Origin of the sequence: Kitasatospora sp. NPDC059146 (assembly GCF_042786665.1) — a bacterium.
Lineage (GTDB): Bacteria > Actinomycetota > Actinomycetes > Streptomycetales > Streptomycetaceae > Kitasatospora.
In genome coordinates this window covers 41,913-59,901 of record NZ_JBHZCY010000014.1, presented here as the reverse complement: position 1 = coordinate 59,901, position 17,989 = coordinate 41,913, and the positions used below count along the sequence as shown (strand labels likewise).

General features: G+C 76.6%; 13 protein-coding genes. 9 read left to right on the top strand and 4 right to left on the bottom strand.

All coding sequences use genetic code 11. The annotated features are described in order from the left end of the window. Nucleotides 1-28: 28 nt before the first annotated feature. The 3 genes from ACFXPX_RS08965 to ACFXPX_RS08955 all read left to right on the top strand — a co-directional run bounded on the left by ACFXPX_RS08965 (nt 29) and on the right by ACFXPX_RS08955 (nt 1,576). Nucleotides 29-184 (top strand): hypothetical protein, encoded by a 156-nt coding sequence (locus tag ACFXPX_RS08965; RefSeq protein WP_380640298.1) that lies wholly within the window; start codon nt 29-31, stop codon nt 182-184. Beyond that, nucleotides 181-930 carry a sulfite exporter TauE/SafE family protein gene (locus ACFXPX_RS08960; protein WP_380522189.1) on the top strand — a complete coding sequence of 250 codons (750 nt, stop codon included), beginning with the start codon at nt 181-183 and terminating at the stop codon, nt 928-930. Before ACFXPX_RS08965 ends, ACFXPX_RS08960 begins: the two co-directional genes overlap by 4 nt. A gap of 79 nt (nt 931-1,009) precedes the next feature. Beyond that, nucleotides 1,010-1,576 carry a rhodanese-like domain-containing protein gene (locus tag ACFXPX_RS08955; protein WP_380640295.1) on the top strand — a complete coding sequence of 189 codons (567 nt, stop codon included), beginning with the start codon at nt 1,010-1,012 and terminating at the stop codon, nt 1,574-1,576. 107 nt (nt 1,577-1,683) lie between these two features. Here the strand turns inward: ACFXPX_RS08955 and ACFXPX_RS08950 are convergent, their stop codons facing one another. Then, entirely contained in the window at nt 1,684-2,898 is a 1,215-nt protein-coding gene (locus tag ACFXPX_RS08950; RefSeq protein WP_380640292.1) for a saccharopine dehydrogenase family protein, read from the bottom strand. 143 nt (nt 2,899-3,041) lie between these two features. Beyond that, nucleotides 3,042-4,211 carry an MFS transporter gene (locus tag ACFXPX_RS08945; RefSeq protein ID WP_380640354.1) on the bottom strand — a complete coding sequence of 390 codons (1,170 nt, stop codon included), beginning with the start codon at nt 4,209-4,211 and terminating at the stop codon, nt 3,042-3,044. Between the two features lie 141 nt (nt 4,212-4,352). Here ACFXPX_RS08945 and ACFXPX_RS08940 point away from each other — a divergent pair, with 141 nt between their 5' ends. The 5 genes from ACFXPX_RS08940 (at nt 4,353) to ACFXPX_RS08920 (ending at nt 14,478) form a co-directional block, all read left to right on the top strand. Next, nucleotides 4,353-5,108, top strand: a complete 756-nt coding sequence (locus ACFXPX_RS08940) for an AraC family transcriptional regulator (protein WP_380640353.1) — start codon at nt 4,353-4,355, stop codon at nt 5,106-5,108. 117 nt (nt 5,109-5,225) lie between these two features. After that, nucleotides 5,226-5,969, top strand: a complete 744-nt coding sequence (locus ACFXPX_RS08935) for an SOS response-associated peptidase (protein WP_380588871.1) — start codon at nt 5,226-5,228, stop codon at nt 5,967-5,969. Between the two features lie 104 nt (nt 5,970-6,073). Beyond that, nucleotides 6,074-12,163 (top strand): tetratricopeptide repeat protein, encoded by a 6,090-nt coding sequence (locus ACFXPX_RS08930; RefSeq protein WP_380640290.1) that lies wholly within the window; start codon nt 6,074-6,076, stop codon nt 12,161-12,163. Nucleotides 12,164-12,169: 6 nt separating this feature from the next. After that, on the top strand, nt 12,170-13,429 hold the full coding sequence (locus ACFXPX_RS08925; RefSeq protein WP_380640287.1) for a CHAT domain-containing protein: 1,260 nt from the start codon (nt 12,170-12,172) through the stop codon (nt 13,427-13,429). After that, the gene (locus ACFXPX_RS08920; RefSeq protein ID WP_380522201.1) at nt 13,426-14,478 is read left to right on the top strand and encodes a hypothetical protein; all 1,053 of its coding nucleotides are present in this window, start codon (nt 13,426-13,428) and stop codon (nt 14,476-14,478) included. Before ACFXPX_RS08925 ends, ACFXPX_RS08920 begins: the two co-directional genes overlap by 4 nt. Nucleotides 14,479-14,506: 28 nt before the next feature. Here the strand turns inward: ACFXPX_RS08920 and ACFXPX_RS08915 are convergent, their stop codons facing one another. Together ACFXPX_RS08915 and ACFXPX_RS08910 are read right to left on the bottom strand one after the other, a co-directional pair. After that, a complete protein-coding gene (locus tag ACFXPX_RS08915; protein ID WP_380522203.1) occupies nt 14,507-15,052 on the bottom strand; it encodes a hypothetical protein in 546 nt (181 codons plus the stop codon). A gap of 152 nt (nt 15,053-15,204) precedes the next feature. Further along, a complete protein-coding gene (locus ACFXPX_RS08910) occupies nt 15,205-16,446 on the bottom strand; it encodes a styrene monooxygenase/indole monooxygenase family protein (protein ID WP_380640285.1) in 1,242 nt (413 codons plus the stop codon). A 282-nt stretch (nt 16,447-16,728) separates the two neighbouring features. On the opposite strand from ACFXPX_RS08910, the gene ACFXPX_RS08905 reads away from it, so the two are divergent. Continuing rightward, nucleotides 16,729-17,796, top strand: coding sequence for an alcohol dehydrogenase catalytic domain-containing protein (locus ACFXPX_RS08905; RefSeq protein WP_380640283.1), 1,068 nt, complete (start codon nt 16,729-16,731; stop codon nt 17,794-17,796). The last annotated feature ends 193 nt before the right edge of the window (nt 17,797-17,989 follow it).

The window sequence follows — 17,989 nt, the reverse complement described above, 5'->3', positions numbered from 1 at the left end:
GGCCCGGCCCGCACCACTGGAGAAGCCCGTGCCCCAGCTGCCGCCCACCCCTGGCCCGCCCACCGCCGGCCCGTCCGCCCCCGGCCTGCCCACCCCCGGGCCGAGCGCCCCCGCGCGGTCCGCGCCCGCCCGGGCCGGCCTGCCGACCGCCGAGCCCAACGGCACTACGGGGCACGTGATATGACCACGCTCCTGCTGGCGCTGGCCGCCGGCGCGGTGGTCGGGCTGGCCCTCGGCGGCCTCGGTGGCGGCGGCAGCATGCTGGCCGTGCCCGCCCTGGTCTACCTGCTCGGCTTCTCCCCCGCGCTGGCCACCACGGCGAGCCTGGTGATCGTCGCCGCGACCTCGCTGACCGGCCTGCTCGCCCACGCCCGGGCCGGACGGGTGCGCTGGCGCACCGGTGCGCTGTTCGCCGCCGCCGGGCTGCCCGCCGCCGCGGCGGGCGGGGCGCTCTCGGCCCGTCTGCCGGGCGCGCTGCTGACCGGCGCCTTCGCGGTGCTGGCCGCACTGGCCGCCTGGCGGATGCTGCTGCCGGCCAGGACCGACCGGCAGGAACGTTCCGCCGCCGGGCCGGGCCGCTCGACCGCGGCGGGCGCCGGCCTCGGCGCCGTCACCGGACTGCTCGGCGTCGGCGGCGGCTTCCTCGCCGTCCCCGCGCTGGTCTCGGTGCTCGCCTTCACCATGGCCGAGGCGGTCGGCACCAGCCTGCTGGTGATCACCGCCAACTCCCTCGCCGCCCTGCTGCCCCGCCTCGGCGCCGCCGGCTCGATCGACTGGGCCGTCGCCGCGCCCTTCACCGGCGCCGCGATCCTCGGCGCCTGGGACGGCAAGCGGCTCGCCGACAAGCTCAGCGGACGCGCCCTCCAGCGGGCCTTCGCGATCGCCCTGCTCGGCGTCGCCGCCCTGATGCTGGTCACCACGCTGACGTGACCGGCCCTCCCGCCCCGGCCGCCTCCCCCGGGCGTGCCGGTCCCCCCGCCCCTCCGTCCCGAGAGGACACCGCTTCCCCATGAACACCCCGCTCACCGTCGACCAGTTGGAGCCGCGCCTCGGCCGGCTCACCCTCATCGACGTCCGCTCCCCCGGCGAGTACGCCGCCGGACACATCCCGGGCGCCCTGAACATCCCGCTCGACCGGCTCGACCACGCGCTGCCGGCCCTGCGCAGCGCGGCCGCACGGTCCCAGCTCGCCGTCGTCTGCGCGGCCGGGCAGCGGGCCCTGAACGCCTGCGCGCGGCTCGACGAAGCCGGGATCACCGCTCTCGTCGTGACCGGCGGCACCAACGCCTGGACGGACGCGGGCCGCCCCGTCGACCGGGTGGCCGGCGCCCGCCCGGTGTGGGCGATGGACCGTCAGGTCCGTTTGGTGGCCGGCTCGATCGTGCTGCTCGGCCTGCTGGCCGACCGTGCCCGGCCGGGCGCCCGCTGGATCTCCGCCGCGGTCGGCGGCGGGCTGGTCCTCTCCGCGCTGACCGACAGCTGCGCGCTGGGGACGGCGCTGGGCAGGCTCCCGTACAACCGCCCCCGCCCGGGCACGCCGACCCTCGACGACACGCTCGCCGCGCTCGGCGGCTGAGCCCCTGCCCCGGCGGGTGCGGCCGCGCCCACCGGGGCCTGCCAGGGCCCGCCGATCCGCCGGCCCGGGGTCCCCTGCCCACCCCCCCGGGGCGGGGGACCTCGTCGTCAGGCGCAGGCGCCCAGCTGCACCACCACGCCCACCCCGGGCCGGTACCGCGCCAGGTCCGCGAAGAACCGCTCCGCGTCGACGGCCGTCTCCGGCGGGTGGACGCCCGGTGTGCGCACCGTGCCGTCCAGCAGCTGGGCCAGCCCGAGCGCGGCCGGGACGCCGGTGCCCTCGGCCATGTCGGCCAGCAGCGCGTCCGCGCCGGTCAACCGGGCCAGGGCGCTCGCCCGGCGGCCGTCCACCGTCCCGGTCGCGGCGGCGAAGAAACCGGGCAGGCTGCCCGGGGAGCCGAAGCGGACCGTCCGGGCGCCCGCCCGCAGCATGCGGCGCAGCGAGGGCCGGTCCAGGGCGAGGGCGGCGGTCTCGTTGCTGAGCCGCCCCGCGTCGAGGTCGCGGCGCAGCACGTCCAGGTAGGCGGCGGTGCCCGCCCTGACCACCATCAGGCTGGCCGCGTCGCCGCCCGGCCGGAGGGTGCGGTGCAGGGTGACCGGCTCCGGGTGTCCGACGGTGTACGCGGTACCCCGGTGGCCGCCGGGCAGGTCGAGCGCGACCTGTTCGAGCGGTGGCCGCCGGGTGAGCCGCCCGCCGCGTACGACGGCGACGGTGCCGCTGACCTGCTGCATCCAGTGCACGGCGGCGGCCGCCGGGGCGCCGTCGCGGCTCAGCAGCGGGGTGTCGCCCGAATCGGGGCCGGTGACGGAATCGGGGCCGACGTCGACGGGCCAGGCGGTATGGAGGTCGGTGAGGGTGTCGAGGAGGGCGGCGGCCCGGACGGCGAGCAGGTTGCTGACGCCGGGGCTGGCGCCCATGCCGATCACCGCGCGGACTCCGGCGGAGCGCGCCTCCTGGTCCAACTCCAGCATGGCGACGGTGGGTTCCCAGTCGTCGCAGATGTCGAGGTAGTCCGTCCCGGTGCGGATCGCGGCGCGCAGCACGTCGAGTCCGAAGCGGTAGTACGGCCCGACGGTGTTGAGCACCGCGTCCGCCCCGTCGAGGGCGGTGTCCAGTTCGGCCCGGTCGGTGACGTCGACCCGCCGGGCCCGGACGGTCACGCCCGCGCCCGAGGCGTGGTCGGCGAGCCCGGCGGCGGTGAGGCGGGCGGCGTCCGGGGCGCGGTCGGCGATCACCAGTTCCCGGACGCCGGGGAGCCGAGCAGTGACCCGGGCGGCGACGCGGCCCATCGCACCGGCTCCGCCGAGGGCGAGCACCTTCATGTCGGTCGTCCCTTCCGTCGCTGAACTATCGTGTCCATTACGAACGTATCATCTACGAACGTTGTGACTGTGAACGACAGCTGCGTGGATACGGGCCCGGCCCGGCCACCGCCCGCCGGGACGCGACCGTCAGGGCACGACCGTCAGGAACCGTCCTCCGGCCCGGTGGGCTCCGGCAGGACGGGCTCCGGCAGGGTGCGGAACAGCGCCCAGCTCAGCAGCGGCATCGCCACCAGCGGCACCAGCGCCGTCCGCAGCGAGGTCGCGTCCGCGAGGCCGCCGATCAGCGGGCTGGCCAGCCCGCCGATGCTCACCGTCAGCCCGAGGGTGATCCCGCTCGCCGTGCCGATCCGCGAGGGCAGGTAGTCCTGCCCCAGCGTGACCTGGAGCGAGAACGGCACGTACAGGCCCGCCGAGGTCAGCGCCACGCACCCGTACAGCGCGGGGCCGGGTACCACCAGCACCCCGGCGACCGCCACCGCCGCCACCAGGTACGACCAGCGCGACACGGCGACCCGCCCCCACCGCTCGGCCAGTGCCCCGCCCAGCACCGAGCCCACCGCGCCGCCCGCGTACAGCACCACCAGCGCCGCCGTGCCCGCCGCCGAACCGCCGCCGAGGCGCTGGGTGACGTACAGCGACAGGAAGGTGCTCAGCCCGGTGAAAGCGATCGAGCGGCAGACCACGGCCAGCGACAGCCGGACGAAGGCGGCCCGGTCGTCGCGGCCGGTCCGCTCCACCGGGCCCGCCCCAGCGGCCCGCTGCCGGGCCAGCTCCCGCAGCACCGGCAGGCACAGCAGCGCCCCCGCCAGGGCCGGCAGCAGGAGCAGCGGGCTCAGCCGCAGCCCGCCGAGGCCGACCACGCCGGCGACCAGCAGCGGGGCCGCCGCGAAGCCCAGGTTGCCGCCCAGCGAGAACCAGGCCATCCCCCGGTGCCCGGACCCCCGGGCCACCGCCCGCGCCACCCGGGCCGACTCCGGGTGGTACGCGGCCACCCCGACGCCGGAGAGTGCCACCCAGGCGAGCGTCGGCCCGTACGCGTCGTCCAGTCCGCAGAGCGCGATGCCCGCGCCGCCGACCAGGGTGCTGACCGGCAGCAGCCAGGGCAGCGGCCACCGGTCGGTCAGTGCCCCGAACAGCGGCTGGGCCACCGAGGAGAGCAGCGAGGCGGCCAGCACCACGCCGGAGACGGCGGCGTAGCCGTAGCCGCGCTCGGCGACCAGGAAGGGGACCAGGGCCGCCACCGCACCCTGGTAGACGTCCACGCAGGAGTGCCCGACGGACAGCAGGGTGATCGAGGTCCGCCCCGACAGCCCTCCCGTCGGTCCGGCCGCCCGCTTCGTCGGTGTCGTTGCTGTCGTTGGCGTCGTTGGCGTCGGTGGATTCGTTGGAGTGCTCACCCGGACATGCTGGAACCGGAACCTCCTGTCGGACTTCCGATAATCTGCCAGGTGATGCCGAAAATCCGCCACGATCCCGTCGCCCCCACCCGGGCCGAGCTGCTCGCCCCCGGCACCGGGATCGACGCCCACCGCCACGACGACCACCAGATCGCCTACGCCGCCCGCGGCGTGGTCGCCATCACCACCGACGCCGGATCCTGGGTCGCCCCGAGCACCCGCGCGCTCTGGATCCCGGCCGGCTCCGTGCACGCCCACCAGGCGCACGGCGAACTCGAACTCCACCTCGTCGGCCTGCCCGCCACCGAGAACCCGCTCGGCCTCGACCGGCCCACCGTCCTCGCCGTCGGCCCGCTGCTGCGCGAACTGATCGTCGCCTACACCCGCGCCCCGGCCCAGGACGGCCCCGAACGCTCCCGGCTGCGCGCCGTCCTGCTCGACCAGCTGCGCGCCTCCCCCCAGCAGCCGCTGCACCTGCCCACCCCCTCCGCGCCGCTGCTCCGGGCCCTGTGCGCGCTGCTGCACGCCGACCCCGCCGACCACCGCACCCTCGCCGAACTCGGCCGGGCCGTCGGCGCCAGCGACCGGACGCTGTCCCGGCTGTTCCGCGCCGACCTCGGCATGACCTTCCCCCAGTGGCGCACCCAACTACGGCTGCACCACGCCCTGGTGCTGCTCGCCGAGGGGCAGCCGGTCACCGCCGTCGCCCACCGCTGCGGCTGGTCCTCCGCCAGCGCGTTCATCGACGTCCACCGCCGCACCTTCGGCCACACCCCGGGGCACGGCCCCGACGGCCGTCCGGCGCGCTGACCGGCGCGCCGACCGACCCCTCACCGGGCCCCTGCCCGGCCCCCGACCGAGCCCCCTGGCCGACCACCGTCGTGTGCCGAGCGCCCGGTTGTCCGTGCCGGGTGGCAGGCTGGGGGCATGTGCGGCCGCTTCGTCTCCACCACCACGCCCCAGGACCTCGTCTCACTGCTCGGAGAGCTCCGGTGGGACCCGGCCGAAACCCTCGCGCCGAGCTGGAACGTCGCCCCCACCGACGCCGTCCCGGCCGTCCTGGAACGCGTCGACCGGGAGACCGGTGAGCTGCTGCGCCAGCTCCGCCCGCTGCGCTGGGGCCTCGTGCCGTCCTGGTCCAAGGACCCGTCCGGCGGCGCCCGGATGATCAACGCCCGCTCGGAGACCGTCGACAGCAAGCCCGCCTTCCGCAAGGCCTTCCGGGCCCGCCGCTGCGTCATCCCCGCCGACGGCTACTACGAGTGGCGCGAGGTGCCCGCCACCGCCGACCGCAAGAAGTACAAGCAGCCGTACTTCCTCAGCACCGGCGCCACCATGCTGATGGCCGGCCTGTACGAGTTCTGGCGCGACCCCGCCCGCGCCGAGGACGACCCGCTCGCCTGGCTCGCCACCGCCACGGTCGTCACCACCGACGCCACCGACTCGGCCGGGCGGGTGCACGACCGGATGCCGCTCACCGTCGCCCCCGACGACGTCCCCGCCTGGCTCTCCCCCGACCGCACCGACCCGGCCGAACTCCACCACCTGATGCGCCGCCCCGCCGACGGCGCGCTGCGGGTGCGAGCCGTCCCACCCGTCGTCAACAGCGTCCGCAACAACGGCCCCGAGCTGCTCGCCGCCGCCCCGGACCCGCTGGGGCTCGCCGACTGACGGACCGCCCGCCCAGGTTCCGCTGACAGCGCGTCCGGCCTGCACTACGGTAGGCGGGCAGAGCAGCAGGGCACGGGGGCGAGGGCGGCGCAGTGTTGATGTCCATGACGGCACACGGGCGTCCCGAGCACGGCATGCCCGGCCCGGAGCCCTACGAGCAGCGCCGCCGCCCCGGCTCACCGTTCGCCGGCGGCGGCGACCCGCACGTCGCCGTCCTCCCGCCCGAGGCCGCCCGGGCCGCGCTGACCGTCCGGGCCACCACCGCGACCCCCAACCTCCCGCCCCGGGCCGCCGGCCGACTCATCGGCCGGGAGGGCGAGTTGCGCGCCGTCGCCGACGCCCTCGGGCACGCGGACGGCGGCGGACTGGTCACCCAGGCCACCACCCTGCACGGCCTCGGCGGCGTCGGGAAGACCAGCCTGGCCCTGCACCACGCCTACGCCCGGGCCGGGGACTACCGGCTGATCTGGTGGATCACCGCCGAGTCCGAGGGCCAGCTCGCCGAGGCCTTCGCCGGGCTCGCCGTCCACCTCCACCCCTCCTGGGCGCTCACCGCCCCGCCCGGCCAGCAGGTCGAGTGGGCCATCGCCTGGCTGCGCGCCCACGACCGCTGGCTGCTCGTCTACGACAACGCCGAGGACCCGGCCCACCTGACCCCGTACGTCGGCCGACTCCTCGGCCGCGGCCACCAGTTGGTCACCAGCCGGCGCGCGAGCGGCTGGCACCCCGGGATCCGGCCGGTGCGCGTCGACGTCCTCGACGCCCCCGAGGCCGCCCGGCTGCTGTGCGCCACGGCCTACACCGGCGACACCCTGGACGCCGCCGAGCAGGACGAGGCCCGGGCGCTGGCCGACGAACTCGGCCACCTGCCGATCGCCCTCGCCCAGGCCGGCGCCTACGTCCAGCAGACCGGCACCACCTTCGCCGCCTACCGCGAACTCCTGCGCGCCACCGGCCCGGTGGGGCCGGGCGCCGAGTCCACCGTGGCCCGGCTCTGGCGGACCACGCTGCGCACCGTCCAGCACACCGCGCCGTTCGCCGTCGAGCTGCTGCGCACCCTCGCCTGGTACGCCCCCGAGGCGCTGCCGCGCGAGGTGCTCACCCCGTACGGCTCCCGCCGGCCCGAGGAGGTCGACCGGGCGCTGCGGCTGCTCGCCGACTACCACCTGATCACCCTCGGCGAGACCGTCGCCGTCCACCGGCTGCTCCAGGCCGTACTGCGCGGGGCCGACGGCGACCGCACCTTCCGGCAGCGCGCCGAGCACCACCTCGCGGCGGCCGCCGCCCGGCTCTGGCCCACGGGCGGCCCCGGCCTGCGCCGCGCCCTGCTGCCGCACGTCCGGGAACTGGCCGACAGCGGCCCGGCCGACCGGCCGACGGCCGGCACCGTCGCCCTGTACCAGCTGGCGGCGGCCGAACTCACCGACCGGGCCCAGCGGGTGTACGCCGTACGGCTGGTCGAGGCGGTGGCGGACGGGCAGCGGCGGATGCTCGGCGCGGACCACCCGGACACCCTCACCACCCAGGGGCGGCTCGGCCGGCTCCAGGCCAAGACCGGCGACCCGGCCCGGGCCGTCGCACTCTGCCTGGACGTGGTCGCCCGGCGCACCCGCCTCCAGGGCGCGGACCACCCGGCCACCCTCACCGACCGGCACAGCCTCGCCGAGAGCCACCGCCGGGCCGGTCAGCACGAACTCTCCGTCGCGGAGTTCCGCGCCGTCGTCGCCGAGCGGGCGCGGGTGCTGGGGGCGGACCACGCCCACACCATGCACAGCCGGGCGAGCCTCGCGTACGCCCTCCAGATGGCGGGACGGCACCGGGAGTCGATCGCCGAGTACGAACAGCTGGTGGCGGACGCGACGCGGATGCGGGGACCGGGCCACCGGATCGTGTCGACCCGGCGCAGCGGCCTCGCCTTCGCCCGGCTCGCGGCCGGACACTACGACCTGGCCATCGCCGGGTACGAGCAGGTGGTCGCCGACCGCACCCGGCTGCTCGGCCCCGACCACCCCGACACCCTGAACAGCCGCGGCTGGCTCGCCGCCGCCCACTCCGACGCGGGCGACCACCTCGCGGCGGCGGCCGGCTACGAGGCGCTCGTCGCGGACCGCGCCCGGGTGCAGGGCCGGGAGCACCCCCAGACGCTGTTCGCGCGCAAGCGCCTGGCCTCGGTGCACCGCAAGTCCGGCCTCGCCGCCGTCGCCGTGGCCGACTTCGAGGACCTGGTGCCCGCGTACACCCGGGTGCTCGGCCCGGACCACCCGCACACCCTGAACGCGCGCAGCGGCCTCGCCCGCGCCCACCGGGAGGCGGGCACGCCCGACCGCTCGGTCGAGCAGCACCGGGCGCTGGTCCGCCACCGAGCCCGCGTCCAGGGCGAGAACCACCCGGACACCCTGGAGGAGCGCAGCTTCCTCGGCTACGCGCTGCGGGTCGCCGGCCGGCCCGAGCTGGAGGTCGAGGAGCTGGAACGCCTGGTGGCCGACCGGGTCAGGATCCAGGGCCCCGACCACCCCGACACCCTGGACGAGCGCTCGGGCCTCGCCCGGGCGCTGAACGCCGCCGGCCACCCGCGCGCGGCGCTCGCCCTGCGCGAGCGGCTCGTCGCCGACCGGCAACGGGTGCACGGCGCGGAGCACTTCGAGACCTTCGACGCCCGGCTGCGGCTGGCCCGCTCCCTCGACGAGGCCGGACAGCGCCGACGGGCGGCCGAGGAGTGCGACCGCCTGGTCGCCGACCGGCAACGGACCGTCGGCCCCGACCATCCGGACGTGCTCACCACCCGGTGGTGGCAGGCCTCGATCCGCTCCAACGCCTGCGACTACCGCAGGGCGCTGACCCTGTTCCGGCTGCTGCTGGCCGACCGGACCAGGCTCCAGGGCCCCGACCACCCCGCCGTGCTCAACACCCGCTTCTGGCTGGCCACCACCCACCGCAACCTCGGCCGGCACCGCGAGGCCCTGGCCCAGTACGAGGCGCTGCTGGCCGACCGCGTCCGCATCCAGGGCCCGGACCACTCCGACGTCCTGAACACCCGCTTCTGGCTGGGCCACAGCCACCAGTCCCTGGGCGACCACCGCCGCGCCCTGGAGGTGTACGAGGCCCTGGTGGCCGACCACGTCCGGATCCTCGGGCCGGAGCACCCGGACAGCATCGACGCCCGGGTCAGCTGCCTCGCGCTCCACCTGAACACCAGGGACCACCGCCGGGCGGTCGAGCTGGCCGAGTCCCTGGTGCGGGACCGGACCAGGCTCCAGGGCGCCGACCACCCGGAGGCCCTGACCGCCCGCCACTGGCTGGCGACCGCGCACCAGAACGCGGGCTCCCACCGCCGGGCCGACCGGCTGTTCGCCGCCCTGGTCGAGCACCGCACCCGCGTCCAGGGCGCCGACCACCCCGACACGCTGCTGGCCCGTTACACCCGCGCGTCCGCCTGCCAGACCGCCAACGACCCGCAAAGCGCCGTACCGCTGTTCGAGGCGCTGGTCGCCGACTGCGACCGGGTGCTCGGGCCCGAGCACCCGGACACCCTCAACATCCGCATCGGGCAGGCCCTCAGCTGCCACGAGGCCGGCGACCACCCACGGGCGGCCCGGCTGTTCGAGACGCTCGCCGCCGACCTCGTCCGGGTCCTGGGCCCGGACCACCCCACCACCGTCCGGTGCCGGCGCGAGCGGGCCTCGGCCTGGCGGGGATCCGACGAACACCCCAGCGCCATCGCCGAGTTCACCTCGCTGGTGGCGGACCTCACCCGGGTCCACGGCCCGGACCACCCGCACACCCTGGAGCTGCGCCGGGAGCTGGCCCGCTCGTACTCCCGGGCCGGCGACCACCGCCGCGCCGCGGAGTCGTTCGCGGCCCTGGTCGCCGACCGCACCCGGATCCTGGGCCCGGACTACCGGGACACCCTCGACGCCCGCTGGTGGCAGGCCCTCGCCCAGAGCGAGGCCGGCCACCACCGCAGGGCGGGCGACCTGTTCGCCGCCCTGGTCGCCGACCGCGCCCGGGTGCTCGGCGCCGACCACCCGGACACCCTGAACGCCCGCTGGTGGGAGGCGGCCTCGCGCCGCTCGGACGGCGACCTCGACCGGGCCCGGCAGCTGTGCGAGCAGCTGCTCGCCGACCGCCTACGGCTCGACGGCCCGGACCACCCGGAGACCCTCGACGCCCGGCTCCTCCTCGCCTGGGCCCACCGGACCGCCGGCGACCACCTGCTCAGCATCCGGCTCAGCGAGGCCCTGCTGCTCGACCGGATCCGGATCCACGGCCCCGACCACCCGGCCGTGCTGACCGCCCGGAGCATCCTCGCCGCCGACCTCGCGTACGCCGGACTGCGCCGACGGGCCGCCACCGACCGGGAGCAACTGGCCGCCGACCACGACCGCGTCCTCGGGCCGGAGCACCCCGACACCCTCGCCGTCCGATCCCTGCTCGCCCAGGAACTCGCCAAGACCGGCGAACTCGACCGGGCCACCGCGCTCCTCACCGACCTGGTCGCCGCCCGGCGCCGTCTCCAGGACCGGGACCACCCGGACACCCTGGAGGAGCGGGACGAACTCGCCTACACCCACCGCCTCGCCGGACGCCACCGCCAGGAGATCGCCGAGGTCCGGGCGCTCCTCGCCGACCACGAACGCGTCGACGGCCCGGACCACCCCGACACGCTCACCGCCCGCCACCGCCTGGGCCACGCCCTGCGGCACGGCTGGCAGCACGACCGCGCCGACGCGCTCTACCGGGCCCTGCTCGCCGATTGCGACCGGATCCTGGGAACCGACCACCCCGACGTGCTCGACGTCCGGGACAGCCTCGCGCGCAACCTCGCCGCGGCCGGCCGCCACCCCGAGGCCACCGCCGCCTACCGCGACGCGCTCGCCCACGCGCTCGCCGCGCACGGGCCCGGGCACTCCCTCGTCCGCGAGCTCCGACGCGACCTCGCCAGAACCCTGCTGCTGGCCGGGGAGAGCGCCGCGGCCGTGGCCGAACTCGCCCCACTGGCGGACGAGTGGACCCGGCTCACCGGCCCCGGCCTGCCCGAGCTGGTCCACGCCGGCTGCGTCCTCGCCTTCGCCCACCACCTGGACGGGCAGCGCGAAACCGCACTCCGGCTGGCCGGCGACCTGGTCGCCACCGCGACCGCCGCCCTCGGCGACCCGGACGACGCGACCGTGCCGGCCCGTCTGACCGAGGCGCTCCTGCTCGCCGACGGCCCGCGCCCACTGCGGGGCGTCGTCCGGCTGGAGGAGCTGGCGGAGGCGTGCGCCGAGAGCCGGGGCCCGCGCAGCCCGCTCACCCTGGAGGTCCGCCAGGGCCTCGCCCACGCCCGGCTGCGCGCCGGGGACGCCGACGGGGCGGTCCGGGTGTACGAGCGGATCGTCGCCGACCGGCTCCCGGCCGGGGGCGCCGCGCCGACCGCCGCCCTCCTGGCCGGGCACGCGAGCGCCGACGACGTGGCCGTCAGCCTCGGCGCCCTGCGCACCGGGCCGGTGCCGGTCACGCCCAGCCTCGCCGTCGGCCTGGCGGCGGCCCTCGCCGCGGACGGGCGCCGCGACACCGCCCGGGAGCTGCTGGCGGCGGTCTGCGTCGGGCGCGAGGCCCTGATGGACCCCGGCCACCCGCTGGCGGCCGAGGCCCGTGCCACACTGACCGGGCTCGACCGCGCCGAGCGGGTGCCCCTCGGCGCGGTCGCCGGCGCGCCCGTCCCCGGCGCACCCGTTCCCGGCGCGCCCGCCCAGGCCGGGCTCGGCCGGGGTGCGCCGCAACTGCTCCCCCGCCGTAGCCGCGGCTCGGTGCACCGCGCCGTCGACCCACCCGCGCCCCGGCCCGCCTGGCGGCCCCGGCTCACCCTCGTCGAGGACCCCGCCGTGGGCGTCACCACCCACCTGGAGTTCCACCTCGAACCCGCCGACGGCTCCGTGCCCGCCGCCCTCCCCGAGCTGCGCCTGGTCGCCGCAGTGTCCCCCGAGGCCGTGCTCGACCCGCCCGTCACCGACCACGTCCCCGCCGGTGCGCCCGCCCGCTTCGCCCTCACCCCGGCCGTGGCCGGCCCGCACACCGTCCGGATCACCGTCTTCGACCGGGGCCACGGCGCCGTCCTCCAGGACCTCTCCGCCGTCCTGGACGTCCCCGCCGAGAGCCCCGCCGAGGCCGGGGCCGCCGTCCCGGCCGAACCCGAAGACCAGGAGCAGGAGTAGATCGACGTGCCCCGGGACCTCCAAGTCGCCGTCCGCCAGAACCCCTCGGCCGACTACACCCGGCTGCCCCGGCAGCTCGGCCCCGCCGACGGCCTCCCGCTCAAGGGCCCGGCCCCGCTGGACCTGATCGTCTCGCTCCGCCGGCACGGCGACGAGCTCCACATCAGCGCCTTCCGCCCCGGCGAGCGCACCCCCGGGAGCCGGATCCACCGGGCCCGGCTGGCCGTCTCCGCGCCGACCCTCCTCGCCAAGGCCGCCCGGCTGCGCTCCGTCTGGCGCGACCGGCTGATCGGCTACAACCCGGACCCGTACCACCCCTACCCCTTCGCCACCGCCGTCGACTTCACCCCGCTCGCCGAGGCCGCCGAACGCACGGTCGCCGAACTCGCCGAGGAGGGGCGGTACTTCCTGGAGAAGATGTTCGAGGGCGGCGACCGCAGCCTGGTCCAGTTCCGCGACTACCTGAACCGCACCCTCACCGAGCACGGCTCACTGCGGATCAGCTTCGACTCGGACCTCCACCTCCCCTGGCCGATGCTCGCCGTCGAGGGCCACCAGCCGGACGACTGGGCCGACTTCCTCGGCCACCGCCACCAGGTCGAGCAGACCGGCGCCGCCTACCCGCCGATCCAGCCGCCCTCCTCCCCCCGCACCAAACCCGTCACCAGTCTCAACACCGACGACCAGCTCACCGGGATCGGCCGGGCGCCCGAGGTCCGCAAGCTGTTGGAGGACCGCTCCCAGCTGACCGTGCGCACCGAGTCGGACCGGCTGTTGGAGGCGCTGTCCGCGGCCGTGCTGGACGAGGACGTCATGTACTTCTGGTGCCACGGCCAGTTCGTCGCCAACGACTCCCCGTACGAGCAGCTCGCCGTGCGGCTCTCCGACGACCGGCACATCGACGCCGACCTGGTGCGCCGCCACCGCCGCCGCCACCTCGACCGGCCGGACGCCGTGTTCCGGCCGTTCGTGCTGCTGAACGCCTGCCACACCGGGCAGTCCGCGGCCGCCGAACTCGACCACCTGGGGCGGGCGTTGGTCGACCTCGGCGCGGACGGCGTGCTCGGGCCGCAGCTCCAGATCCCGCAGGAGTTCGCCGCCGAGTACGCCTTCGCCTTCCTCGACCACTACCTGACCGGCGAGTTCACGGCCGGCGAGATCACCCAGCAGCTGGTGCGGTGGTTCGCCCGCGAGTACCGCAACCCGCTGGCGCTCGCCTACTCCCTGCACTGCGGCATCGACAGCATCCTGGAGCTCAACCCGTGACCGCCCCCCTGCACCCGGCCTCGACGGCCACCGTACGGCCCGCGACCGTCGACCTGGACGAGCACGGCCGACTGCTCGTCCCCGGCACCACCACCCCCGTCCCCGAGGCCCGGGTCGCCGACCACCTGGCCCGCCACCTGCGGATCCCCGAGTGGGCGACCGACCTGTACGTCTACGTGCACGGCTGGCAGACCAGCCCGGCCGCCGCCGACCGCTCGGCCGCCGCCCTGGTCGAGCGGGCGGCCGCCCTGCACCGCGCCGCACCCGCCGGCTACCCCGGGCTGGCCGCCGGCTTCCGCCCCTGGTGCGTGGTGGTGCGCTGGCCCTCCTCCAGCCTGCCGACCCTGCACGGCTACCGGCGGATCCGCGAGCGGGCGCACGCGATGAGCGCCCGGGGCCAGGCCGGGCGCATCCTCGGCCACCTGCTCGGCTACCTCGACACCGGCCGGGGCCGACCGGACGCCCCGCGGGTGCTGGCCAACCGCCACGGCCAGTACCTCCACCTCCTCGGGCACTCCTTCGGCGGCCGCTTCCTCTGCGAGGCCGTCCAGTACGCGGCCGACCGCCCGGCCGGGCCCCCGGTGCTCAGCTGGACCGCCCGGCCCGGCGACCCGGGCCGCCCGTTCACCGTCGACAGCGCCCTGGTCTTCCAGATGGCCGCGCCCCGGGACGCCTTCACCCGGCTCTTCCCCCGGCTGTTCCTCGGCCCCGGCCGGGCCGGCGCCCCGCTGCGCGGCCCACTGGTGCTCACCCACTCCCGCTGGGACCGCGCCACCGGCTTCTGGCACCTGCGCGCCGAGGGACACCCGGGCATCGGCCACTCCGGCACCGGCGCCGCCCCCGTCCCCCAGTTCACCACCCGGCTGCGGCCCACCGACTCCCCGTACCCGCACACCGACCTCGACCACCCGATCGTCAACATCGACGCCGGCCACCGCTACCGCGGCAGCCTCGCCGCCCGTCGCCTCCACCCGTCCGGCGCCCACTCCGACTTCCAGCACCCGGAGTCAGCGCACCTGCTGCTCAGCCTGGCCTCGCACTCCCGCTAGGACGGGCCCAGCCGCGGTCCGGCGCCGGTCAGCGCTGGCGGACGGCGGTGAACCCGCAGACCGGTGTGCAGAGCGTGACGATGCCGCTGTAGCGGTAGTTGGTGCGCCCCCGCGAGACGGTGTGCATCGTCAGCTTCTCGCGCAGGGTCAGCTGGTGGCAGCGCGGGCAGGCGGCGTCGACCTGCTTGCCCCAGGGGCGGTTGGGGTTGAGCTTGCTGATCGCCACCCCCATCAGGACCACGGACAGGCCGGTGCCGATGAAGCCGACCGCCTGCCACACGCCCTTCCCGGACTCCCGGCGGTCGATCATCTCGTCGTAGCTGAACGTGCCCCCGCCGCCGCGGTTGGAGATGATCTGGCAGGTGTTCTGCCTGGTCATGGTCTGGCCGTCGCAGTCCGGGGCGCTGGTCGGATCGGCCTTGCCGACGACCAGCGCCAGGAAGAGGCCGAGGCCGGCCAGCAGGACCAGCAGCACCAGCGCCGTGGTCCGGCTGCGCCCGGTCTGCAGGCGCGTGCGCTCCTTCACCGCCGTCTCCACCACCGCGTGCGCCATGTTGCCGCCGTCGACCGCCACCACGTGTCTCCTGTTGTTCGCGTTCCGTGCTCCGTCGTTCCCCGGCGGACCGGGGCCGACACGAACCCACCATCATCAGGTCGTTGCCGTGCGGTACTTGGCGAGAGCTTGACCCTGTCGTGACCGCTTCGACGCCGGGGCGGGGCCGGGGCTCAGCCCCGGACCGCCGGGGACGCCAGGTAGGCGGCGGCCTTCCCCGGGTCGAGCAGCCACTCCTCGACGTCCTCCGGGTGGTCGAAGCAGTTGGCGAACCGGTCGGCCACGGCCTGGAACCGGCCGGCCGCGCCGAACAGTTCGACGGCGTGCGGGGGCGCGGGGCGCAGCATCGCGTTCGACCAGTCGGTGACGGCCCGGCCGGTCTCCGCCCAGAAGCGGTCGAAGGCGGCCTGCTGGAAGTCCCGGTCGAGGGGCTTGTCGCCGTGCGCGAGGATCGCCTCCAGGTACCGGGCGGCGCACTTGGCGGCGGCGTTGGCGCCCTGCCCGGTGATCGGGTCGTTGGTGACGACCACGTCGGCGACGCCCAGCACCGCGCCGCCGCCCGGCAGTTCGCCGACCGGTCGGCGGACCACCGGGGCGAAGCGGCCCGCCAGGGTGGCGCCGGCGTCGGTGAGTTCGACGCCGGAGCGGGCGCGGTCGTGCTCCCAAGGAGTGAAGGCCTTCATCAACTCCAGCGTCACCCGCAGGTGTTCACCAGGCGCGCGGAGCCCGTCGAAGGCGTCCGCCGGACCGCCCGGCTGGGCCTCCCAGAGCAGGATGTCGCAGGGCCCGGCCGCCGTCAGGGCCGGCACGACGAAGAACTCGCCGACGCCGGGCACCAGGTTGCAGCGCACCGCCGGGAACTCCTGGTCGGGGCGCGGCGCCAGCCCGTACACATAGCTCGCGGCGAGCGCGCGCTGCGGACGCCGGAACGGGGAGCGCTCCTCGTCGCGCTCGAACAGCGAGGCCAGTCCGCCCTTTCCGGTGGCGACCAGCACCAGGTCGTAGGAGCCGGCGAGGTGTTCGACGTCGGCGGCGCTCACCCGCCGCACCTCCATCCGGCCGCCGCGCTCGGCGTAGAGCTCCAACCAGGTGGACATCTTCAACCGCTGGTCGACGGAGTGGGCGGGGGCCGCGAGCCGCCCGGTCCAGTCGATCACCCTGGTCGCGTCCGGGCCGCCGACCGACAGGCCGATGCCCTCGATCCGGGGCGCCGCACCGGCCCACAGGTCCAGGCCGAGGGCGCGCTCGTGGCGCAGCGCGGAGTCGAACATGCACTGGCTGGACAGCACCCGCCCGTCCCGCACCTCCTGGGCGTCACGGTCGGTCAGCAGCGTGACGTCGTAGCCGTGGGACTGCAGTCCGAGGGCCAGTTGGAGGCCGGCCTGTCCGGCGCCGACGATCAGAATCCTGCGCATCGCCCTGCTCTCCTGGTGGTCCGTCCGGCCCGGGCCGCCCGTCGACCCGGCTGCCAGGGTTTGGATACCAGTCCGGAGCGTCCGCGTCCACGGCGCGGACGGGACGGGCGCGCGCCGGGCGGGCGCTCGGGAGCGGGCGGAGGAGCGGGCGCAGGCACGAACGGAAGCGCGGGCGCGGGCGGCGACAGCCGGCGCGGGAGCGGACGGCGGGAGCAGGCGGCAAGCTGGTGGGGACAGCGCGTGCGGGCCCGCCCCGCGCCGACCTCCCGCCGAAGGATCGCCATGGCTGCCACCCCTGCCTCCACCCCGGCTCCCGCTCCCGCCCCGGCCGACGGCGTCGTGCGGGCCGTCCGGATCGCCGCCCCGGGCGGGGCTCCCGAGCTGGTCGAGGTCCCACTACGCACCCCCGGCGCCGGTTCCGTCCGGATCACCGTCGAGGCGTGCGGCGTCTGCCACTCGGACCTGCTGATCGCGGCCGGCCAGCTGCCCGGCACCACCTTCCCGGTCACCCCCGGTCACGAGATCGCGGGCCGGATCGACGCCCTCGGCGAGGGCGTCGAGGGCTGGCAGGTGGGCGACCGGGTCGCGGTCGGCTGGTTCGGCGGCAGCTGCGGGCACTGCGAGGCCTGCCGCGACGGCGACGCCATCCTCTGCCCCCACCTCCAGGTCCCCGGCGCGGCCTACCCCGGCGGCTACGCCGACTCCGTCATCGTGCCCGCCGACGCGCTCGCGGCGGTGCCCGACGGACTGACCGCCGTCGAGGCCGCGCCGCTGGCCTGCGCCGGCGTGACCGTGTTCAACGCCCTCCGCCGCTCCGCCGCCCGCCCGGGCGACACCGTGGCGGTGCTCGGCCTCGGCGGCCTCGGCCACCTGGGCGTCCAGTTCGCCCACGCCATGGGCCTGCGCACGGTCGCCGTCGCGCGCGGCGCGGAGAAGGGGCCGCTGGCGTACCGGCTCGGCGCGGACCACTACGTGGACAGCACCGCCGGGAACGTCGCCGAGGCCCTCCAGGCGCTCGGCGGGGTCAAGGTCGTGCTGGCCACCGTCACCGACGCCGACGCCATGTCCGCCACCGTCGACGGCCTGGGCCGCCGCGGCGAGCTCGTCATCGTCGGGGTGTCCCCCGCCCCGCTCGCGATCAGCCCGCTGCAACTGATCGCCGCGGACCGCAAGGTCTACGCCCACTCCTCCGGCGCGGCCCTCGACACCCGGGACACCCTGCGCTTCGCCGAGCGCACCGGCGTCCGGGCCTGGGTCGAGGAGCTCCCGCTGGAGGAGACCGCCGCCGCCGTGGCGAGGATGAGCAGCGGGCGGGCCCGGTTCCGGATGGTCGTCACCACGGGCCGCTGACCCGACGGCCGCCCCTCGGGTAGGTCAAGCGTTGGCAAAGACCCCGCCGTCGAACGCCCGATCGACGACGCTTAGGCTGGTCCGCGCCCGAACGACCCGCCGGGCGGCCGCCCGGGCACCCGGCCGGCCGCGCCGGTGCGTCGGCGGGCCCACGAACACCGGAAATCACAGGACGTACCAGGGGGACGCAGCA